General features: G+C 69.2%; 17 protein-coding genes. 14 read left to right on the top strand and 3 right to left on the bottom strand.

Annotated features, from left to right (window positions below; genetic code table 11):
• Window positions 1-3 precede the first annotated feature (3 nt).
• The 5 genes from cobN to BSQ44_RS06480 are packed head-to-tail and all read left to right on the top strand — an operon-like array spanning window position 4 to window position 6,686.
• Window positions 4-3,354 carry a cobaltochelatase subunit CobN gene (gene cobN, locus BSQ44_RS06500; protein ID WP_072602463.1) on the top strand — a complete coding sequence of 1,117 codons (3,351 nt, stop codon included), beginning with the start codon at window positions 4-6 and terminating at the stop codon, window positions 3,352-3,354.
• A complete protein-coding gene (gene cobG / locus BSQ44_RS06495; protein ID WP_072602462.1) occupies window positions 3,351-4,574 on the top strand; it encodes a precorrin-3B synthase in 1,224 nt (407 codons plus the stop codon). The genes cobN and cobG overlap by 4 nt, the downstream gene beginning before the upstream one ends.
• Window positions 4,571-5,203, top strand: coding sequence for a precorrin-8X methylmutase (locus BSQ44_RS06490; protein WP_072602461.1), 633 nt, complete (start codon window positions 4,571-4,573; stop codon window positions 5,201-5,203). The genes cobG and BSQ44_RS06490 overlap by 4 nt, the downstream gene beginning before the upstream one ends.
• A complete protein-coding gene (locus tag BSQ44_RS06485; protein ID WP_072602460.1) occupies window positions 5,200-5,925 on the top strand; it encodes a precorrin-2 C(20)-methyltransferase in 726 nt (241 codons plus the stop codon). Before BSQ44_RS06490 ends, BSQ44_RS06485 begins: the two co-directional genes overlap by 4 nt.
• Window positions 5,922-6,686, top strand: a complete 765-nt coding sequence (locus tag BSQ44_RS06480; RefSeq protein WP_072602459.1) for a precorrin-3B C(17)-methyltransferase — start codon at window positions 5,922-5,924, stop codon at window positions 6,684-6,686. The genes BSQ44_RS06485 and BSQ44_RS06480 overlap by 4 nt, the downstream gene beginning before the upstream one ends.
• On the opposite strand, the gene BSQ44_RS06475 is transcribed toward BSQ44_RS06480, so the two are convergent.
• Window positions 6,650-7,474, bottom strand: coding sequence for a cobalt-precorrin-6A reductase (locus BSQ44_RS06475; RefSeq protein WP_335622621.1), 825 nt, complete (start codon window positions 7,472-7,474; stop codon window positions 6,650-6,652). The two genes, BSQ44_RS06480 and BSQ44_RS06475, sit on opposite strands and share 37 nt — an antisense overlap.
• On the opposite strand from BSQ44_RS06475, the gene cbiE reads away from it, so the two are divergent.
• From cbiE to cobF, 8 genes are read left to right on the top strand one after another with little or no spacing between them, the layout of a single operon-like run.
• Window positions 7,440-8,663 (top strand): precorrin-6y C5,15-methyltransferase (decarboxylating) subunit CbiE, encoded by a 1,224-nt coding sequence (gene cbiE, locus BSQ44_RS06470; RefSeq protein ID WP_072602458.1) that lies wholly within the window; start codon window positions 7,440-7,442, stop codon window positions 8,661-8,663. The two genes, BSQ44_RS06475 and cbiE, sit on opposite strands and share 35 nt — an antisense overlap.
• Window positions 8,663-9,046, top strand: a complete 384-nt coding sequence (locus tag BSQ44_RS06465; RefSeq protein ID WP_235633358.1) for a cobalamin biosynthesis protein — start codon at window positions 8,663-8,665, stop codon at window positions 9,044-9,046. Before cbiE ends, BSQ44_RS06465 begins: the two co-directional genes overlap by 1 nt.
• Window positions 9,043-9,807, top strand: coding sequence for a precorrin-4 C(11)-methyltransferase (cobM, locus tag BSQ44_RS06460; RefSeq protein WP_072602456.1), 765 nt, complete (start codon window positions 9,043-9,045; stop codon window positions 9,805-9,807). The genes BSQ44_RS06465 and cobM overlap by 4 nt, the downstream gene beginning before the upstream one ends.
• Complete coding sequence (gene cobA, locus BSQ44_RS06455; RefSeq protein ID WP_072602455.1) at window positions 9,804-10,607, top strand: uroporphyrinogen-III C-methyltransferase; 804 nt, start codon at window positions 9,804-9,806, stop codon at window positions 10,605-10,607. Before cobM ends, cobA begins: the two co-directional genes overlap by 4 nt.
• A complete protein-coding gene (locus tag BSQ44_RS06450; RefSeq protein ID WP_072602454.1) occupies window positions 10,604-11,917 on the top strand; it encodes a cobyrinate a,c-diamide synthase in 1,314 nt (437 codons plus the stop codon). The genes cobA and BSQ44_RS06450 overlap by 4 nt, the downstream gene beginning before the upstream one ends.
• A 3-nt stretch (window positions 11,918-11,920) precedes the next feature.
• Window positions 11,921-12,697, top strand: coding sequence for an adenosylcobinamide-GDP ribazoletransferase (locus BSQ44_RS06445; RefSeq protein WP_072602453.1), 777 nt, complete (start codon window positions 11,921-11,923; stop codon window positions 12,695-12,697).
• Window positions 12,698-12,707: 10 nt separating this feature from the next.
• The gene (cobT, locus tag BSQ44_RS06440) at window positions 12,708-13,721 is read left to right on the top strand and encodes a nicotinate-nucleotide--dimethylbenzimidazole phosphoribosyltransferase (protein ID WP_072602452.1); all 1,014 of its coding nucleotides are present in this window, start codon (window positions 12,708-12,710) and stop codon (window positions 13,719-13,721) included.
• A 5-nt stretch (window positions 13,722-13,726) separates the two neighbouring features.
• On the top strand, window positions 13,727-14,500 hold the full coding sequence (gene cobF / locus BSQ44_RS06435; protein WP_072602451.1) for a precorrin-6A synthase (deacetylating): 774 nt from the start codon (window positions 13,727-13,729) through the stop codon (window positions 14,498-14,500).
• Window positions 14,501-14,766: 266 nt separating this feature from the next.
• Here cobF and BSQ44_RS06430 read toward each other — a convergent pair whose 3' ends face one another.
• Both BSQ44_RS06430 and BSQ44_RS06425 read right to left on the bottom strand, forming a co-directional pair.
• Window positions 14,767-16,635 carry a methyl-accepting chemotaxis protein gene (locus BSQ44_RS06430; RefSeq protein WP_072602450.1) on the bottom strand — a complete coding sequence of 623 codons (1,869 nt, stop codon included), beginning with the start codon at window positions 16,633-16,635 and terminating at the stop codon, window positions 14,767-14,769.
• A gap of 67 nt (window positions 16,636-16,702) precedes the next feature.
• Window positions 16,703-17,284: a hypothetical protein gene (locus BSQ44_RS06425; protein WP_210187925.1), complete on the bottom strand. Its 582-nt coding sequence runs from the start codon at window positions 17,282-17,284 to the stop codon at window positions 16,703-16,705.
• A 166-nt stretch (window positions 17,285-17,450) separates the two neighbouring features.
• Here BSQ44_RS06425 and BSQ44_RS06420 point away from each other — a divergent pair, with 166 nt between their 5' ends.
• Window positions 17,451-18,482 carry a histone deacetylase family protein gene (locus BSQ44_RS06420; RefSeq protein ID WP_072602449.1) on the top strand — a complete coding sequence of 344 codons (1,032 nt, stop codon included), beginning with the start codon at window positions 17,451-17,453 and terminating at the stop codon, window positions 18,480-18,482.
• Window positions 18,483-18,571 lie beyond the last annotated feature (89 nt).

The following is an 18,571-nucleotide window of genomic DNA, read 5'->3' as shown; positions in this document are numbered from 1 at the left end:
GCCATGCACATCCTGGCGACCGGCACCGCTTCCCTGGACAGCCTGATCGAGCCGATCGATCTGGCCCAGGCGCCTGCGGACATGGTCGCTCTGTCCTTCACCGACAGCGACATCTCCGGCATGGCCGCGGCCTGGAACGCCGCGCGCGACACGCTGCCTTCGCTTCGACTGGCGCATCTGCGCGACCTGCGGCATCCGATGTCGGTCGATCTGTGGATTGAGAAGACGGCCGCCCATGCGCGCGTGGTGCTGGTAAGACTTCTGGGCGGCTACGAGTGGTGGTCTTACGGTTGCGAGCAGCTCGCCGCCACGGCCCGGCGCAAGGGCATCGCGCTGGTGCTGCTGCCCGGCGAATGCAGTGAGCGCGACGAGCGGCTGGCGGGGCTCTCGACCGTGCCGGCGTCCGACTACGACGCGCTGTTGAAGTGCTTTCGCGACGGGGGGCTGGACAATCTCGCGATTGCGCTTCGTCGGCTGGCGAGGCTTGCAGGTTCCGGGATCGCCGAGCCGGATACGGCTCGTCCGGTCGCCAAGGCGGGATACTACGCGCCAGGCACGGGCTTGGTCGAGCGCGGCCATTTCGAGCGTCTCGCAGAAACTGGTCAACCCGTGGCGCCGCTGATCTTCTACCGCTCCATGTTGCTCGCCGGCGACACGGCGCCGATCGACGCGCTTGCAGGCGCGCTTTCGGCAAGAGGCATCCTGGCGCTGCCGATCTTCGTCGGCAGCCTGCGCGACCGCGAAGCACCGGCGCTCATCCGAGATACCGCGAGTCGCTTTTCCGCGAGGCTCATGCTCACCGCCACGGCCTTCGCGCTCGGGGCGGAGCCGGGCGAGACGACGCTGTTCGACGAACTCGGCCTGCCGGTCTTCCAGGTCGCAATCGCCACGACGCGCCGCGAGGCCTGGCTCGAAGGCCAGCGCGGCCTCGCGCCCGCCGACCTCGCCATGCATGTCGTCTTGCCCGAACTCGACGGCCGCGTCGCCGCCGGTGCGATCTCCTTCAAGGACGTGGCGGCACCCGACGCGGTGCTGGGCGTGCGGCTGCAGGTCAACCGGCCGGAACCGGATCGGGTGGAGCAAGTCGCAGACCGCATCGCGGCATTCCTGACCCTCCAGGCGACGCCGCGTGCGGAACGCCGCATCATGATCGTCGTTCCCGACTACCCCGCCGCGACCGGCCGGGCCGGCTACGCCGTCGGGCTCGACGTGCCGCAGAGCGTGCTGGAGATGCTGAGCGACCTCAACGCCGCAGGCTATGCGGTCGAGGACACTCCCGCATCGCCGCGCGACCTGATGCGCCGGATCGACCGATCGCAGCCAACCGTTTTGATCGAAGATTACCGCCGGCTCTCCGCCGACCTGCCGCCGGAAGCGCTGGAGTCGGTCGTTGCCGCCTGGGGCGCGCCTGAGGACGATGCGCCAGACGGCCACTTCGTGTTCCGCCACGCCCGCTTCGGCAACGTCACGGTCGCCTTCGCGCCGGACCGGGGACGCTCGGAAAACCGCCGTGTCGAATATCACGATCCCGCCTTGCCGCCGCGCCACGCGCTCGTCGCCTTCGGCCTGTGGATGCGTAAGACGCTCGGCTGCCACGCGCTCATCCATGTCGGCGCGCACGGCACGCTGGAATGGCTGCCGGGCAAGACGGTGGCGCTCGGGAAAAACTGTTTCCCCGAAGTGGTCACCGGATCGCTGCCTGTCATCTATCCCTTCATCGTCAGCAATCCGGGCGAGGCCGCGCAAGCCAAGCGCCGCATCGCGGCCGTCACCATCGGCCACCTGACGCCGGTGCTCGTGGGTGCCGGGCTGACGGAGGACCAGCAGGCGCTCGAACGGCTGGTCGACGAGTATGCGCAGGCCGACGGCCTCGACCGGCGCCGCCGCGACCGTCTCGCCGCGCTGATCGTCGAGACGGCGGCAAAGACTGGTCTGGCGCGCGAGGCCGGCGTTGATGTCGACACGCCCGACGAGGCGCTGATGAAGATCGATGCCTGGCTCTGCGACCTCAAGGATTTCGCGGTGAAGGACGGGCTGCACGTCTTCGGGCGCGCCTCGGAGGCGGACACCGATCCGGCGCGGATCGCCAGCGCCGGTGCCGAGCGCCAGGCGCTGCTCGACGCGCTCGACGGGCGGCACCTGCGGCCCGGCCCATCCGGCGCGCCTTCGCGCGGGCGCACCGACGTGCTGCCGACCGGGCGCAACCTCTTTGCCGCCGACCCGCGCACCATGCCCACGCCGACCGCGGCCGAACTCGGCCGCAAAGCGGCGGACGAGGTGATCCGCTCCTACCTGCAGGACCATGGCGACTATCCGCGCTCGCTGGTGATCGACCTGTGGGGCAGCGCGAGCCTTCGCACCGGCGGCGAGGAGATCGCGCAGGGGCTGGCGCTGATGGGCTGCCGGCCGCAATGGGACCATTCCACCGGCCGCGTCACCGGCATCGACGTCCTGCCGCCCGCCGCGATGGGACGCCCGCGCGTCGATGTCACCTGGCGCATCTCCGGGCTCTTCCGGGACATGTTCCCGGTCCAGATCGCGCTGATCGATGCGGCCGTCGCCGCGATCGCGCAACGCGCAGAGGAAGATGACGACAATCCACTGGCGATTTCGGCACGGCGGGCCGAAGAGCGGCCCGCGCGCATCTTCGGCTCCGCGCCGGGCACGTACGGGTCGGGCATCGAGGAGAAGCTCGCGAGCGGAGCGTGGGAAACCCGCGAGGAGCTCGGCCGCGCCTATCTCGACGCCTCCTCGCACGCCTTCGGCGGGATCGAGGGCGAAGGCCGCGCCGCGCCCGGCCGGTTCGCCGACCGCGTCGCCGGCGCCGATCTGCTGGTCCATTCGAGCGACGATCCCGGCCGCGACATCCTCGAAGGCTCGGCCGACGTCGCATTCGCCGGCGGCTTCGCGGCGGCGGTTGCCGCTCTCGGGGGCAAGGCCGACGTGATCATACTCGACACCACGAGCCCGCAACGCCCCCGCGCACGCTCGGTCGTGGCGGCGGTGACGCGCACGGTGCGAGCCCGTGCGCTCAACCGGCGCTTCATCGAGGGCCAGATGCGGCACGGCCCGCGCGGCGCCTCCGAATTCGCCGAGACGGTCGACCGGCTCGTTGGTTTCGCCGAGACGACCAACGCCATTCCGCCGGTGCTGATCGAGGACGTCCACGACGCCTATCTCGGCGATCCGCGGGTGCGCGCCTTCCTGCTCGCCGAAAACCCTGCGGCTGCCCGCGCCATCGCGCAGCGTTTCTCCGACGCTCGCCGGCGCGGCCTGTGGCATCCGTTGCGCAATTCGGTGGATCACGACCTCGCGGCCTTGATCGCCGAGGCGCGCGGACTGGAGGCGGCATGAACGCCATCTATCGCCGCGGCGCCTGCCCGTCGCTGTCTTCCCCGATGCAGACCGGCGACGGCCTGCTGGTGCGCATCAATCCGAAGTTCGGGAACCTCTCACCACGCCAGCTCGCCGGCATCGCCGCGGCGGCCGAACGTCACGGCAACGGGGTTCTGGAGATCACCTCGCGCGGGAGCCTGCAAGTCCGCGGATTGTCGCCCGCAAGCGTGGCGTCCTTCGGGGAAGACATCGCGGCCCTCGGCGTCGATGCGCTCTCCGGCGTGCAGATCGGCGTCGGACCGCTCGCCGGCCTCGACGCCAGCGAGATAGCCGACCCTCGCCCGCTGGCCGAAGCCGTCCGTATCGCAGTCGTCGAACGCGACCTTTCTGCTCTCCTTGCACCAAAGGTCTCGGTAGTTGTCGATGGCGGCGGCGCCCTCAACCTGTCGGGCGTTATGGCCGATATCCGTGTCGAGGCGGACGGCGAAGGCTGGGTGGTCATGGCGGGCGGCGGGCGAGAAGACGCGCGCGTGGTCGGGCGGGGCAATGCCGAAAGCGCGGTGGCAGCGGCGATCTCGCTGATCGAAGCGCTCGCCGCATCCGGTCGCGAGACACGCGGGCGCGACCTGCAGGCCGAGGCGTTGTCACGCGCCGGAAAAAGCCTTGAGTCGTCCAAGAGGCCGGAGCGGCCGGCGTCGGTGGCGCCAGTAGGGTCCTTCGCGCTGAAGGGTGGCGCTATCGCCCGAGGTTTCGCACTTTCCTTCGGGCAGATGCGCGCCTCCGCGCTTTCGGAATTCGCCGAAGCAATCGATCCCTGCCACGAAATCCGCCTCGCGCCTGGCAAGGGCCTGCTCGTCATCGGATCTCCCGCGGACGAGGATTGTGGCATGGTCGCTGCCGCCGAGCGGCTGGGTCTCGTCACGCGCGCCGACGACCCGCGGTTGCGCATCGTCACCTGCGCAGGGGCGCCGAACTGTGCCTCGGCCTTCCTGCCGACACGCGACATCGCCGCCCGGCTGGTCCGGAACCATCCGGAGACGCTGCCGGCAGAGGGCATGGTCCACGTCTCGGGCTGCGCGAAGCAATGCGCGAAGCCGGCTGGGCCGTCGCTTTCCCTGATCGGCGCGGCCGAGGGTTGCGGGTTCGTCGCGGAGGGCATGGAGGCGGGAACCGAAATTCGCCGCGTCCTGTCCGCCCTCGCCACTCCCCACATCCCCGAACGGAGACGATCCGCTTGACGACGACCGACTACATCCGCGACGGGACGGCGATCTACGAAAAATCCTTCGCCATCATCCGCGCCGAAGCCGACCTCTCCCGCTTCGACGAGGCAGAGGCGGATGTCGCGGTGCGCATGATCCACGCCTGCGGCATGGTGGAGGCAGCGGCCCACTTCGCCTTCTCCGAAGGGTTCGTGGCGGCAGCGCGGGCAGCGCTCGCGGCCGGCGCGCCAATCCTGTGCGACGCCGAGATGGTCGCACGGGGCGTCACCCGCGCGCGGCTCCCGGCCGGCAACGACGTGATCTGCACCCTGCGCGACCCGCGCACTCCGGAACTCGCTGCCAGGATCGGCAACACGCGCTCGGCCGCCGCGCTCGAACTCTGGCGCGACCGGCTTGCCGGATCGGTCGTGGCCATCGGTAATGCGCCGACGGCGCTCTTCCACCTGCTCGACATGCTGAAAGACGGCGCGCCGAAGCCGGCGGCGATCATCGGCATGCCGGTCGGTTTCGTGGGAGCGGCCGAATCCAAGGACGCGCTGACGGAAGGCGACCACGGCGTGCCGTGGGCGATCGTTCGCGGACGGCTCGGCGGCAGCGCCATGACCGCGGCGGCCGTCAACGCGCTTGCGAGGCCGGGGCTGTGACGGGGCGGCTGATCGGCGTCGGGACCGGCCCCGGCGATCCGGAACTCCTGACGTTGAAGGCGGCGCGCGCGTTGCGCGAGGCCGACGTCCTGGCGCATTTCGCCAAGCGCGGCAACAACGGCAATGCCCGCGCGATCGTCGCCGCGCACATCCGGCCGGAGGTGCTCGAACTGCCGCTGCTCTACCCGGTCACCACCGAGATCCACCGCTCGGATGCCACGTACATCGAAAGCATCACGGCATTTTATGAGGAGGCGGCCGCTTCCGTCGCATCGCATCTCGATGCCGGCCACACCGTCGCGGTGCTGAGCGAAGGCGATCCGCTATTCTACGGTTCCTACATGCACCTCCACGTGCGGCTCGCCCATCGCTATCCGAACGAGGTGATCCCCGGCGTCACGGCGATGTCGGGCGCCTGGTCTGCGGTCGGCGTACCGATCACGCAGGGCGACGACATCTTGTCGGTGCTTCCCGGCACGCTCGACGAGGCGGAACTGGCAAGGCGCATCGCGGCGACGGAAGCCTGCGTGATCATGAAAGTCGGCCGCAACCTGCCCAGAATCCGCCGCGCGCTGGAGACGGCGGGGCGGCTTCACGACGCGATCTATGTCGAGCGGGCGACCATGGCCGCCATGGCGACCATGCGGCTTGCCGACAAGCCGGACGACGTTGCGCCCTATTTCTCGATCGTGCTCGTGCCCGGCTGGAGCGGGCGGACATGAGCGGCAGGATCACCGTGGTCGGCATCGGGCCAGGGAGCCCGGAGCAGACGACGCCGCAGGCGAGCGCCGCGGTCGCTGCGGCGACGGATCTCTTCGGCTACGGCCCCTACCTCGACCGGCTGACGCTCGGATCGCACCAGACCCGCCACGCCTCCGACAACCGCGAGGAACTTTCGCGCGCCGGGGCCGCCTTGACCGCCGCCGCACAGGGTCGCCACGTGGCTGTGGTCTCGGGCGGCGACGCCGGCGTGTTCGCAATGGCGGCGGCCGTCTGCGAGGCGATCGAGAACGGGCCGGCCGAGTGGCGCGCGCTGGAACTCGAAGTGGTTCCCGGCGTCACCGCCATGCTGGCCGTCGCTGCCCGCATCGGCGCGCCGCTCGGCCATGATTTCTGCGCGATCTCGCTGTCGGACAATCTCAAGCCCTGGGATGTGATCGAAAACCGCCTGCGCGCCGCAGCCCGGGCGGGCTTCGTCATCGCGCTCTACAATCCGGTGAGCCGCGCCCGGCCCTGGCAGCTGGACAGGGGGTTCGACATCCTGCGCGAGGTGCTTCCGGGAGAAACCGTGGTCGTTTTCGGCCGGGCCGCCGGACGGCCGGACGAGCGCATAGCAACGGTACTCTTGGCCGACGCCGCGGCCGGAATGGCCGATATGGCGACCTGCGTCATCATCGGCTCGCCGGAGACGCGCATCGTCGAACGGGACGGACTGCCGCCGATCGTCTATTCGCCGCGTTTCGCCGGGAGGCCGGCGAGATGACGGATCCTTTCCTGCGCCTGCTCGACGCTCGCGACAGCCTCCCCCCCGCCTGCCGGTGGACGGCCGACCATGACGACCGGCACTCCCAGCTCCCGCGCGGCGGCGATCTTGCCGTAGGTCGCGTCCCCGCCGCTGTTCTTCGCGACGACGATCTGGACGCCATGCGCAAGCAGAAGCTGACGCTCGGCCGCCTCCGTGAACGGACCGCGGTCGAGGATGTAGGTCGCTCCGCGAAGCGCATCGCCGTCTTCGACCGGATCGACGCTGCGCACGATGTAGCGATGCTGCGGAACGGCTTTGAACGGCGCCAGTTCTTGCCGGCCGATGGCGAGGAAGACCGTCCGAGGTTCGTGGCCGAGCAGCCCGGCCGCCTCGGAGACGCTTTTGGCATCGATCCATCGATCGCCAGGTTGCCGCTCCCATGCCGGGCGCCGAAGCGCCACCAGCGGAACGCCGGCAGTTTCGGACGAGGCGATGGCATTTTCGGAAATGCGGGCGGCGAAGGGATGCGTGGCATCGGCCAAGACATCCACCGCATGCGCCCGCAGCCACTCGGCGAGACCGTCGGCGCCGCCGAAGCCGCCGATGCGGACCTCTCCGGCCTGCGCCAGCGGGGCGACCGTGCGGCCGGCGAGCGACAGCGTCACCTTCGCATCGCCCTGCGCGACGAGCTTTTCGGCAAGACGGCGCGCTTCGCCGGTACCGCCGAGGATGAGGATGTGCGGGGTCGCCATGCCGCCATCTAGGAAGGACATGCCGGCCGGCGCAACGGCAAAGTGGCTGGCCATCGTCGGCATCGGCGAGGACGGGCTCGACGGCATCGGCGCCGCGGCGCGGCAGGCGATCGGCGAGGCCGACCTGGTCTTCGGCGGCGCGCGGCATCTCGAACTGGCCGCGACCGCGATCCGCGGCGAACCGCGCCCTTGGCCGGTCCCCTTCGACACGACGATGGCGGACGTGGTCGCCGCGCGCGGACGGAACGTCTGCGTGCTGGCGTCCGGCGATCCGTTTTGCCACGGCGTCGGCACGACGCTGGCACGCCATGTCGATCGGGCCGAATTCAGCGCCTATCCCGCGCCGTCCGCCTTCAGCCTGGCGGCGGCGCGGCTCGGCTGGGCCTTGCAGGAGACGGAGACGATCTCGCTGCATGGCCGCCCGATCCACCTGATCCGGCCATTGCTCCAAGACGGCGCGCGCATCCTTGCGCTGACCTCGAACGGCAGGTCGCCGGCCGAGATCGCCGACTTGCTGGCCTCCTCCGGTTTCGGCAGTTCGCGGTTCCACATCCTCGAAGCGCTCGGTGGTCCGGCGGAAGCGGTTTCCACACTACGCGCCGACGCTCTCGGCACGCAGATATTCGCCGACCTGAACGTCGTTGCCATCGAGGCGTCCGGCGACGATCGTGCCAAGACTATCCCGCTTGCCGTTGCCATCCCCGACGCACTGTTCGAACATGACGGCCAGATCACCAAGCGCGAGATCCGCGCCGTCACCTTGTCCTCGCTGGCGCCCCGGCGCGGCGAGCTTCTGTGGGACATCGGCGCCGGCTCTGGCTCGATCGCCATATCGTGGATGCTGGCGCATCCGTCGCTGCACGCCGTGGCGATCGAGGCGGAGGCGGAACGCGCCGCGCGCATCCGCCGGAATGCGCGTTCGCTCGGAGTTCCGGGGCTGGACATCGTCGAAGGCCATGCACCCGAGGCGCTCGCCGGTCTCCCCCAGCCGGACGCGGTCTTCGTCGGCGGTGGAGGCTCGCGTGACGGCGTGATGGCAATTACCATGGAGCGGCTGCGCGCCGGCGGTCGGCTGGTCGCGAACGCCGTGACGCTGGAAATGGAGGCCGTCCTCCTCGACCTTTACGCCCGGCACGGCGGCGAGCTGTCGCGCATTACCGTTTCCCGCGCCGCGCCCGTCGGCGGCAAGAGCGGCTGGCGGCCGGCCATGCCGGTAACGCAGTGGACATGGAGCAAGCCGTGATGGTCGCGGGCATCGGCTGTCGCAAGGGCGTCTCGTCGGCGGAGATTCTCGCAGCCCTCGATGCCGCACTGTCGGCGCATGGCCTTGCGAGGACGCAGATCGACGCGCTGGCGTCGCTGCCGCAAAAGCGCGGCGAGCCAGCCCTGGCCGATGTAGCGAGCCTGCTGCAACGGCCGCTGATCCTCGCGGACGAGACGGCACTGGAAGCGACGAAGAAGACGATACTGACGCGATCGAAAGCATCCTTGGCGGCCACCGGACACGGCTCGGTCGCCGAAGCGGCGGCTCTCGCCGTGGCCGGACCGGCGGCGCGCCTGCTCGGACCGCGGATCGCTGCCGGACCGGCGACCTGCGCGATCGCATATGCGGAGGCGCAGCCATGACTGTGCATTTCATCGGTGCGGGGCCGGGCGCCGCCGACCTGATCACCGTTCGCGGCCGCAACCTGCTCGCGCGCTGCCCGGTCTGCCTCTACGCCGGCTCGATCGTGCCGCGCGACCTGCTCGACCATTGTCCCGCGGATGCGCGCAAGATCGACACCGCGCCCATGTCGCTCGACGAGATCGAGGCCGAGTACGTCGCCGCCCACGCGGCGAGGCACGACGTTGCGCGGCTGCATTCGGGCGACCTGTCGGTGTGGAGCGCAGTGGCGGAACAGATGCGCCGGCTGCGGGCGCTCGGCATTCCCTACACGCTAACGCCGGGCGTCCCAGCGTTCGCCGCGGCCGCCTCGGTGCTGGGGCGCGAACTGACCATCCCCGAAGTCAACCAGAGCCTCGTGCTCACGCGCGTTTCGGGCCGGGCTTCGGCGATGCCGGACGGCGAGACGCTCGCCGCCTTCGGCCGGACTGGCGCGACGCTGGCAATCCACCTCGCCATCCACGCGCTCGACCGGATCGTCGCCGAACTCACACCGCTCTACGGCGCGGACTGCCCCGTCGCGATCGTCGTGCGCGCCACCTGGCCGGACGAGCGCATCGTCACCGGCACGCTTTCCGACATCGAGGCGCGTGTCACCGAGGAGCCCATCGACCGGACTGCGATCGTCTTCGTCGGGCGGGGGTTGGAAGCGGAGGATTTCCGCGAGAGCGCGCTCTACGACGCCGCCTACCAGCGCCGTTTCCGCGGCAGGGACATGCCATGACGCTGCGCGATTCCATCGGCCGACTCCCCTTCCAGGGCGCCACCTTCGAACCCGGCCACGTCTGGCTTGCCGGCGCCGGGCCGGGCGGGCTCGGCTGCCTGACGCTCGACGTCGTGCATGCACTGTCCCAAGCCGACGCGGTGGTCTACGACGCGCTCGTCGACCCCACCGTGCTGCGCGCCGCGCCGGAAGCCTCGCTGCATTTCGTCGGAAAGCGCGGCGGCGCGCCGTCTTTCGCCCAGGCGCACATCAACGCCCTGATCGTCGACCTGGCCCGGGCGGGCAATCGGGTGCTGCGGCTCAAGGGCGGCGATCCCAACATGTTCGGCCGCGGCGCCGAGGAGGCGCTGGAGCTTGCGCGCGCCGGCATCCCGTTCCGGTTCCTGCCCGGCGTGACCTCCGCGCTCGGGGCCCTCGCCGACGCGCGCATTCCCGCCACCATGCGCGGCATCAACAAGGCGATCACCTTCGCCACCGGCCACGCCGCCGATGACGACGATTGTCTCGACTGGGCCGCTCTCGCGGCGACGGGCCAGCCGATCGTCATCTACATGGGCATGAGCAACCTCGAGACGATCGCGGACGCGCTCGTGGCGGGCGGACTGCCGGGAGGGACCCCGGCGGCGGTCATCATGTCGGCGACGACGCCCGACGAGAGGATCGTCGTCGCCACGCTCGACACCATCCACCGCAGCGCGCGGGAGGCGGGCGTAGGCTCGCCGGCGTTGATCGTGGTTGGAGACATCGTCTCCTTCCGCGACGAACTCCAGTCGCTCGCCCGGACGGACCAGACGGCATGAGCCCGCGCGGCTTCATCGTCGGGGCGGCGCGCTCCGGCTCCGGCAAGACCAGCGTCGCGGTCGGCCTCATGCGCGCCTTCGGACGGCGCGGCCTCACTGTGGCAGCCGCAAAATCGGGGCCGGACTACATCGATCCCGGCTTCCATGCGGCGGCCACCGGCAGGCCGGGGGTCAACCTCGACAGCTGGGCCATGCCGCCGCACCTGATCGAGCGGCTGATCGCGCAGCAGGCCGACGGCGCGGACGTGATGATCGTCGAGAGCGCCATGGGGCTTTTCGACGGCGTGCGCACCGAGGACGGCCGCACCGGCTCCGCCGCCGATCTGGCGCGTGGCTTCGGCCTGCCCGTGCTTCTGGTCCTCGACATCTCCGGCCAGTCGCAGACGGCGGCGGCGATCGCGCACGGTTTTTTCACCTTCGATCCGCAGGTCCGGATCGCGGGTGTCGTGCTCAACCAGGTCGCCAGCGACCGGCACGAAGCGCAGGCGCGCGCGGCGATCGAGGAGCGCGGCATTCCCGTCTTCGGCGCGATCCGGCGCAACGCCGACATGGCCATGCCGGAGCGGCACCTGGGGCTGGTGCAGGCGCGCGAGCACGCCGCGCTCGAGGCCTTCATCGACCGGTTGGCCGACGTGATGGAAAAGTCGATCGATGTCGACAGGCTGCTGGAAGCAGCGACGCCCGTCGCGTCCGGCGCGGGTTCCAGCGATGCCCTTATACCGCCGCCCGGACAGCGCATCGCCATCGCCGAGGACGCCGCCTTCAGCTTCGTTTATCCCCATGTTGTCCGCCACTGGCGCGAAGCGGGCGCCGAACTCGTTGCCTTCTCGCCGCTCGCCGACGAAGCACCAGATGCGTCCTGCGACGTCTGCTGGCTTCCGGGCGGTTATCCGGAGCTGCATGCCGGAAAGCTGGCGGCGGCGCGGATTTTCCGCGACGGCCTCTCACGCTTCGCGGAGACAAAGCCGGTTCATGGCGAATGCGGCGGCTACATGGTTCTCGGCGAGGCGCTGGAGGATGCCGACGGCGTGACCCACCGCATGGCGGGGCTGCTCGGCCACACCACCAGCTATGCCAAGCGCCGGATCAATCTCGGCTACCGCAAGGCGCGGCTCGCCGCCGACAGCGTCGTCGGCCGCGCCGGCGACGAGATCCGCGGCCACGAATTCCACTATTCGCGCGTCATCGAGCCCGGTAATGACGCGCCGCTTGCCGATCTGTGGGACGCGCCCGGCAACAGCCTCGGATCTTCGGGAAGCCGGCGCGGCAACGTCAGCGGCGCCTTCTTCCATGCAATCGCGCGCGGCTGAGACATGAATGGCGGGCGCTTCCTCGACAACCCGTTCGCGGCGGACATCCTGCTCTGCCTCGGCTTCTTCACGCGCCTGCCGCTCCCCGACAGGCAGCTGACCCGTTCCTTCACGCACGCGCTCTGGGCAGCTCCGGTCGCCGGCCTTGTCGTTGGGGTCGTTGCCGGGGTGGCAGGCGGCCTGGCGCTCTGGCTTTCGCTGCCTTCGGGTGCCGCCGCCGTCGTCGCGCTGGCGGCGGGCATTCTCGTCACCGGCGCGCTGCACGAGGACGGGGCGGCCGACGTCGCCGACGGATTCGGCGGCGGCAGGACGCGCGGCGACAAGCTCTCCATCATGCGCGACAGCCGCATCGGCAGCTATGGAACCCTGGCGCTCATCCTTTCGGCGCTGGCCAGATGGAGCGCGATCGCGTCCATCGCCACGGCGGAGGGCGGATGGGTCCTGCTCTTCGTGCTGATCGCTGCCCACGCCGCATCGCGCGCCGTGCTTCCGGCCTTCGCCTCGATCGTCGCGGCGGCGCGCTCCGACGGACTATCGGCCGGGATCGGTATCATCGACAGGAACGTCGCATTGGGCGCGCTAGGCATCGGGTTCCTCGCCCTCCTACCACTTGGATTCGGCTTCGCGATCCTGTCGGTGCTGCTTCTCCTGGCGGTCTTCTTCGGGCTCGCCGCACTCGCCCGCCATCAGATCGGCGGGCAGACCGGCGATGTGTTGGGCGCGCTCCAGCAATCCTGCGAAATCGTGCTGCTGCTCGCGGCAGCGGTAATCCTCACCTGACGGAGCAATCATGGCTGGAACCGGCAGCATCGAGACCATCCGCACACTATGTCGCGACCTCCCCGCGGGCGACGTAGACGCGGCACAGGCCGCCCGCGCGCGCCAGATGGTGCTCACCAAGCCACCGGGAAGCCTCGGCCGGCTGGAAGACCTGGCGGAATTCCTGGCCTGCTGGCAGGGGCGCGCGATTCCCGTCCTCGATACGGCGGTGGTGCTGATCTTCGCCGGCTCGCACGGCATCACCCAGCGCGGCGTCTCCGCCTTCCCGGCCGCTGTCACGGCGCAGATGGTCGCCAATTTTGCCGGCGGCGGCGCGGCGGTGAACCAGCTGGCGCGACAGGCCGGCATCGACCTCGACGTGGTCCCGCTCGACATCGACACGCCGACCGGGGACTTCACGCAAGGACCGGCCATGGACGAGGCCGCTTTCCTGGCGGCGGTCGACGCGGGCCGCGCCGCGGTGCCGGACGGCGCCCAACTCGTCTGCGTCGGGGAGATGGGAATCGGCAACACGACCGTGGCAGCCACGCTTTGCGCCGCGCTGTTCGGAGGGACGGGTTCCGAATGGGTCGGCCGCGGCACCGGCGTCGACGACGCCGGCCTCGCCCGCAAGGCGGAAACCGTCGATGCCGCGCTGCGCTTCCACGGCGACCGGCTTTCGGATCCGCTGGAAGCGGCTCGCCTCGTTGGCGGGCGCGAGCTCGCCGCCATCCTGGGCGCGGTGATCGAGGCGCGCTTGCGTGGAGTTCCGGTGCTGCTCGACGGGTTCGTCGCAACCGCCGCCGCCGCGCCGCTGGCGAAGCTCGCCGAAGGCGGGTTGTCGCACTGCCTCGCCGGCCACGTCTCGGCCGAAGCGCAGCACGGCAAGCTGCTCGCGAAGCTCGGACTGCGCCCGCTGCTCGATCTCGGCATGCGGCTCGGCGAAGGCTCCGGCGCGTGCCTCGCCGTCAATATCCTGCGCGGAGCACTTGCCTGCCATTCCGGCATGGCGACATTCGCCGAGGCGGGAGTTTCGGAAGGATAGTCGTCATGCTGAAGCTGCTCGTCATCGGCATCGGCGCCGGCAATCCGGAGCACATGACGGTGCAGGCGATCAAAGCGCTCAACCGCGCCGACATCGTACTCCTGCCCCGCAAGGGCAGCGCCAAGGAGGATCTTGCCGAGCTCCGCCGCGAGATCTGCCGGCGCTTCCTGGAGACGAAGAAGACACGCATCGTCGAGTTCGACCTGCCGCGGCGCGACGGCGGCGACGCCTACCTGAAGACCGTCGATGACTGGCACGCGGCGATCGCCGCCACCTACCGGGACCTGCTGGCGCGGGAGCTTCCCGACGGCGGCACCGCCGCCTTCCTCGTCTGGGGCGACCCGTCGCTCTACGACTCGACCCTGCGCATTCTCGACAGGCTGCGCACCACGCATTCCGTGGCATTCGAGCCGGAGGTCATCCCCGGCATCACCAGCGTCCAGGCGCTGGCGGCGAGCCATGCCATGCCGCTCAACACCATCGGAAACCCGGTGCTCACCACGACCGGCCGAAAGCTGAGAGACGCGCCGCCCGACGCCGCCGACACGATCGTTGTCATGCTCGACGGCGACATGTCGTTCCGGCACGTCGCGCAGGACGACTACGCCATCTACTGGGGCGCCTATCTCGGGCTCGAGCAGGAGATGATCGTGGCGGGCGATCTCGCGGAGAAGGCCTCAGAGATCGAGGCGAAGCGAACCGCGGCGCGTGAGGAGAACGGCTGGATCATGGATGTCTATGTGTTGAAGCGGAAGGGCGGGAAGGGGCTGAACGGATGACGGCAGGATCAATCCTGCCGTGGTACCGAAGCCTATTATAGTCGCGGAACTCCCCGAAGTCGGCGCGTCCCTTCGCCTGACCGACGCTGGAGCCGGTAGCGCGGCCGCGACTTCAGATCGTGCAGGAGCGGGAGGACAGGTCGGGCGACTGACCCGACCTGTGGACGCGAGGTTGAAGCTCGTGGCCGAAATCGGAGGCGAGACGATTGCACGCCCGGATCAGGATCCGGGCGCAACTCGGTTCGTGAGACCTGACGGCCTCTTGCTCAGAATTCCTCCCAGCCGTCCTCCTCGGCGCGCATGTCCAGCGCTGCGGAGCCGTGGGTCATAGGCCGTCCGCCGCGTGACGGTCGCGCCCTTTCCGGTGCGTTGCGCTGCGTGTCGACATGCCGCGGCACCGGGCGGACGTGGCTCTCGCCCTCCGTCCTGAAGTGCGCGATCAGCCGCTTCAACTCCACGCCGTCCTGGGCGAGGCTGTGGCTGGTGGCGGTGAACTGCTCGGCCATCGCCGCCCCCTGCTGTGTGGCGGTGTCGATGCCGTTCATCGCCGTGTTGATCTCGCGCAGCGTGTTGGCCTGCTCTTCGGCGCCCTTGGCGATCTCGACGACGATGGTGGAGATGTTGCCCACCTTGGCCGCGATGCGCTCGATGAATTCGCCGGTTTCGCCCACCAGTTGCGCGCCAGTCTTCACCTGAGCGGCCGAACTCTGAATCAACTGCTTGATCTCGCGCGCGGCGTCGGCAGACCGCTGCGCCAGCCCGCGCACCTCCTGGGCCACAACCGCGAAACCGCGGCCCGCCTCGCCAGCGCGGGCGGCTTCCACCCCCGCGTTGAGCGCCAGGAGGTTGGTCTGGAAGGCGATCTCGTCGATGACGCCGATGATCTTGGTGATTTCGCCCGACGACTTCTCGATGCCGGACATGGCCGCGATGGCCTGGCCGACGACCTCGTCGCTGCGCCCGGCGTCGGCCGTCACTTCGGTGACGGCGGCGCGCGCATTACCGGCACCTGCCGCCGTAGCTGAGACGGATCGGGTGATCTCGCCCACGGCTGCGACGGTCTGCTCGATGGTGGCGGCCTGCTGTTCGGTGCGCCGTGCCAGATCGTCGGCGGCGCGGCGTATCTCGCTCGTACCGTTCTCGAGTTGCCCGCCGGTCTCCACGATCCGCTGCATGGCGTCCTGGAGCCGGTCCATGGCGAGATTGAAGTCGTCCTTCAGCTTCTGGTACTCCGTCGGAAAATCCACCTTCAGGCGGGTGGTGAGATCCCCTTCGGCCAACCGCGACAGCGCGGCGCCGATGAGGCGCACGACCGCGGCCTGCAGCTTGGCGGCGGAGGCGCGAGAAGTATCGTTCTGGTTGCGCTGTTCTTCCATCGAACGGCGCTGGTCCTCCAGTTCGCGGTCCGCGTCGAGCTTTGCCAGCGAGGCGGTCCGGAATCCTTCCAGCGCGCGGGCGATGACGCCGATCTCGTCGGAGCGGTGCTGATGGCCGACCTCGGTCTCCAGGTCGCCCGCCGACAGCTTCTCGATGCGTCCGTTCAGCGCATTCAACGGCCGCCCCACGACGAGGCGGATGGTCAGGAAAAGAAGCAGCACGAGCACAAGGGTCGAGAGACCCTGCGCCAGCGTCGAACTCGCGTTCAGGGAGGATCGGATGTCCTCGACGGCGGCCGTGTTCCAAGCAACGGCGACGTGGCCGAGCGGCTTGCCGTCCGCGGTCTGTCCGGAAGGCGCGACCATCACGACGCTGCCATCGAGTATCATGCTCTCGATAGTATCCGGCGAACCGGCGACGATCTCGCGGATGGCGCTGTCGATGGCTCCCGTCTCCACGCCATCGGCAGCGAACGCCGTGATCTCGGCCCCATCGGCGTCGAACGCGACCGCGCGGGAAAGCGAACGGTCCTCGTCGTTCTCGTAGGCCGCATAGGCGTCGGCCACGACTTCGGGCTTCTTCCATTTGATCCCGCCGGCGGCGGCGGTGGCGATCTGGCTCGTCTGCATGCGCCACTCGCTTGTGGCGAGGGCGTAGAGGCTCTGCTCCGCTGTCCTGTCGACGAAATAGACGGAAGCCGCCAGGCCGGCGACGTTTACGACGACCGCGGCGAGGATCAGCTTCATCGTGATCGTCATGCGGCCGAAGACTCTCGATACCCTGCGAGTGCCCATTCTGGCGTTCGCCCCCAATGATGCGAAGGGCTCAGAGCCCTTCGACGTTGATGCCCAGGGTGATCGCGCCGATGACCTCGTTGGAGGCCGGATCGGAGATCGCTATGCTGACCTGAGACTGCAATGCCTGCGTGGACTCGTCCTTCTCCACCTCGTCCACGAAAATGGCTCCCGCGCCGGCGCCGTAGGACTTCTGCCATTTCGCCTCGTCGCCCTGCCAGTAGTCGGACGTCACGGCGCTCTGGCCGACATTGAGGCCCTTGTCGTCCATGACGAACACCTCGGCGATCATGCCTGCCGACTCCTCCTGCTTGGCCGCCAAGAACTTCGACAGGTCGTTGCCCAGCACCCCGTCAATCATCGGATGACTGCCGGCTTCGGTTTCGGCACGCCACTTCTCGTCGAGCGCATTGATATCGGCCTGGCCGAGCGAAGCGTTGGCTGCGTTCTGGTCCTTTATCGCCTTGACGATCAGCGGGTCCGAAAGCCATGGCAGCACGTTCGAATTGACGTATTCGGTCACCGGACCGACATGGTCCTGCGCCAATGCCGTATCCCCGAACGCCGTCAGCCCCAGCGCCGCGGCGCCAGCGATGCAGGAAATGAAATTCATGTTTGCCCCTCGTGCACGATGCCCTTGAATATCCCCTCCGGTGCGTCGTCAGTGCGAATCACCGGCAAGACAGCAGAATGCGTTGGAAAACTTGCTCAAATCTTACTCAAGGGCCATCCAACTGTTTGTGTGCTGATTACCCAACGTAAGGTCGTCGGAGGACCCATTGAAAACCGTATTTTCACCGAAGCATGCCGGGCACGCCGGAAACCTGGAACTCTTGGCCGGCGAGATGCTGCCGGCCTTCGAGATGCCGTCGCGCGCCGAGTTCATCCGCGGGCGCATCGAAACGGTGGGGCTCGGCCCGATCCTCGCCCCCGAGCCCTTCGATCTCGCCAGTGCCGGGAAGGTTCACGATGCCGGCTATCTTAACTTCCTGCCGACCGTCTGGGACCGCTGGGCGGCCGAGGGCCGCGGCGGAACCGCCCTGCCCTTCGCGTGGCCCACGCGAGGCCTTCGCGGCGACGTGCCGCCACAGGCGGTGGAGGCGCTGCACGGCTACTATTCCTTCGACGGGGGCGCCGGCTTCGTGGCAGGTACGTGGGAGGCGATCAAGTCGTCCCACGACACGGCCCTCACCGCCGCGGCGCTGGTGAATGGTGGCGAACGCGCGGTCTTCGCGCTCTGCCGTCCGCCCGGACATCACGCCGGTTCCTCCTTCATGGGCGGCTACTGCTACGTCAACAATGCCGCCGTCGCCGCGCAATGGCTGCGCGATCAGGGGGCCGGGAGGGTCTCCATCCTCGACATCGACTATCACCACGGCAACGGAACCCAGCAGATCTTCTATCGCCGGGGCGACGTGCAAGTGCTCAACCTCCATGCCGATCCGATGGTGGAGTACCCGTTCTTTCTCGGCCATGCCGACGAGCGTGGAGAAGGCGAGGGCGAGGGCTTCAACCACAACTACCCCATGCCTTTCGGCACCGCGTGGGAGCGCTGGAGCGAAGCCCTGGAGGATGCCTGCGCGCGCCTTGCCGCGTTCACACCGGACGTTGTCGTCGTGTCGCTCGGCGTCGATACCTTCGAGAAGGATCCGATCTCGAAGTTCAGATTGGTCACGGAGGATTTTCCGAAGATCGGCCGGCGCATCGCCGCGCTCGGGCTGCCGACCCTGATCGTCATGGAGGGCGGCTATGCGGTGGAAGAGATCGGCGTCAACGCCGTCGGCGTCCTGACCGGCTTTGAAGACGCCTGACGGGATTGGCGCCGCGCCGGGCTCCCGCTCGCGACGCATCTTCCGCCGACGACGAAAATCGGAAACAATCCCTCGCAACGTGAAGAGGA

Source organism: Aquibium oceanicum, assembly GCF_001889605.1.
GTDB classification, from domain to species: Bacteria; Pseudomonadota; Alphaproteobacteria; order Rhizobiales; family Rhizobiaceae; genus Aquibium; species Aquibium oceanicum.
Note: the sequence above shows the minus strand (reverse complement) of the source record. Positions and strands in the feature narration are given on the sequence as shown.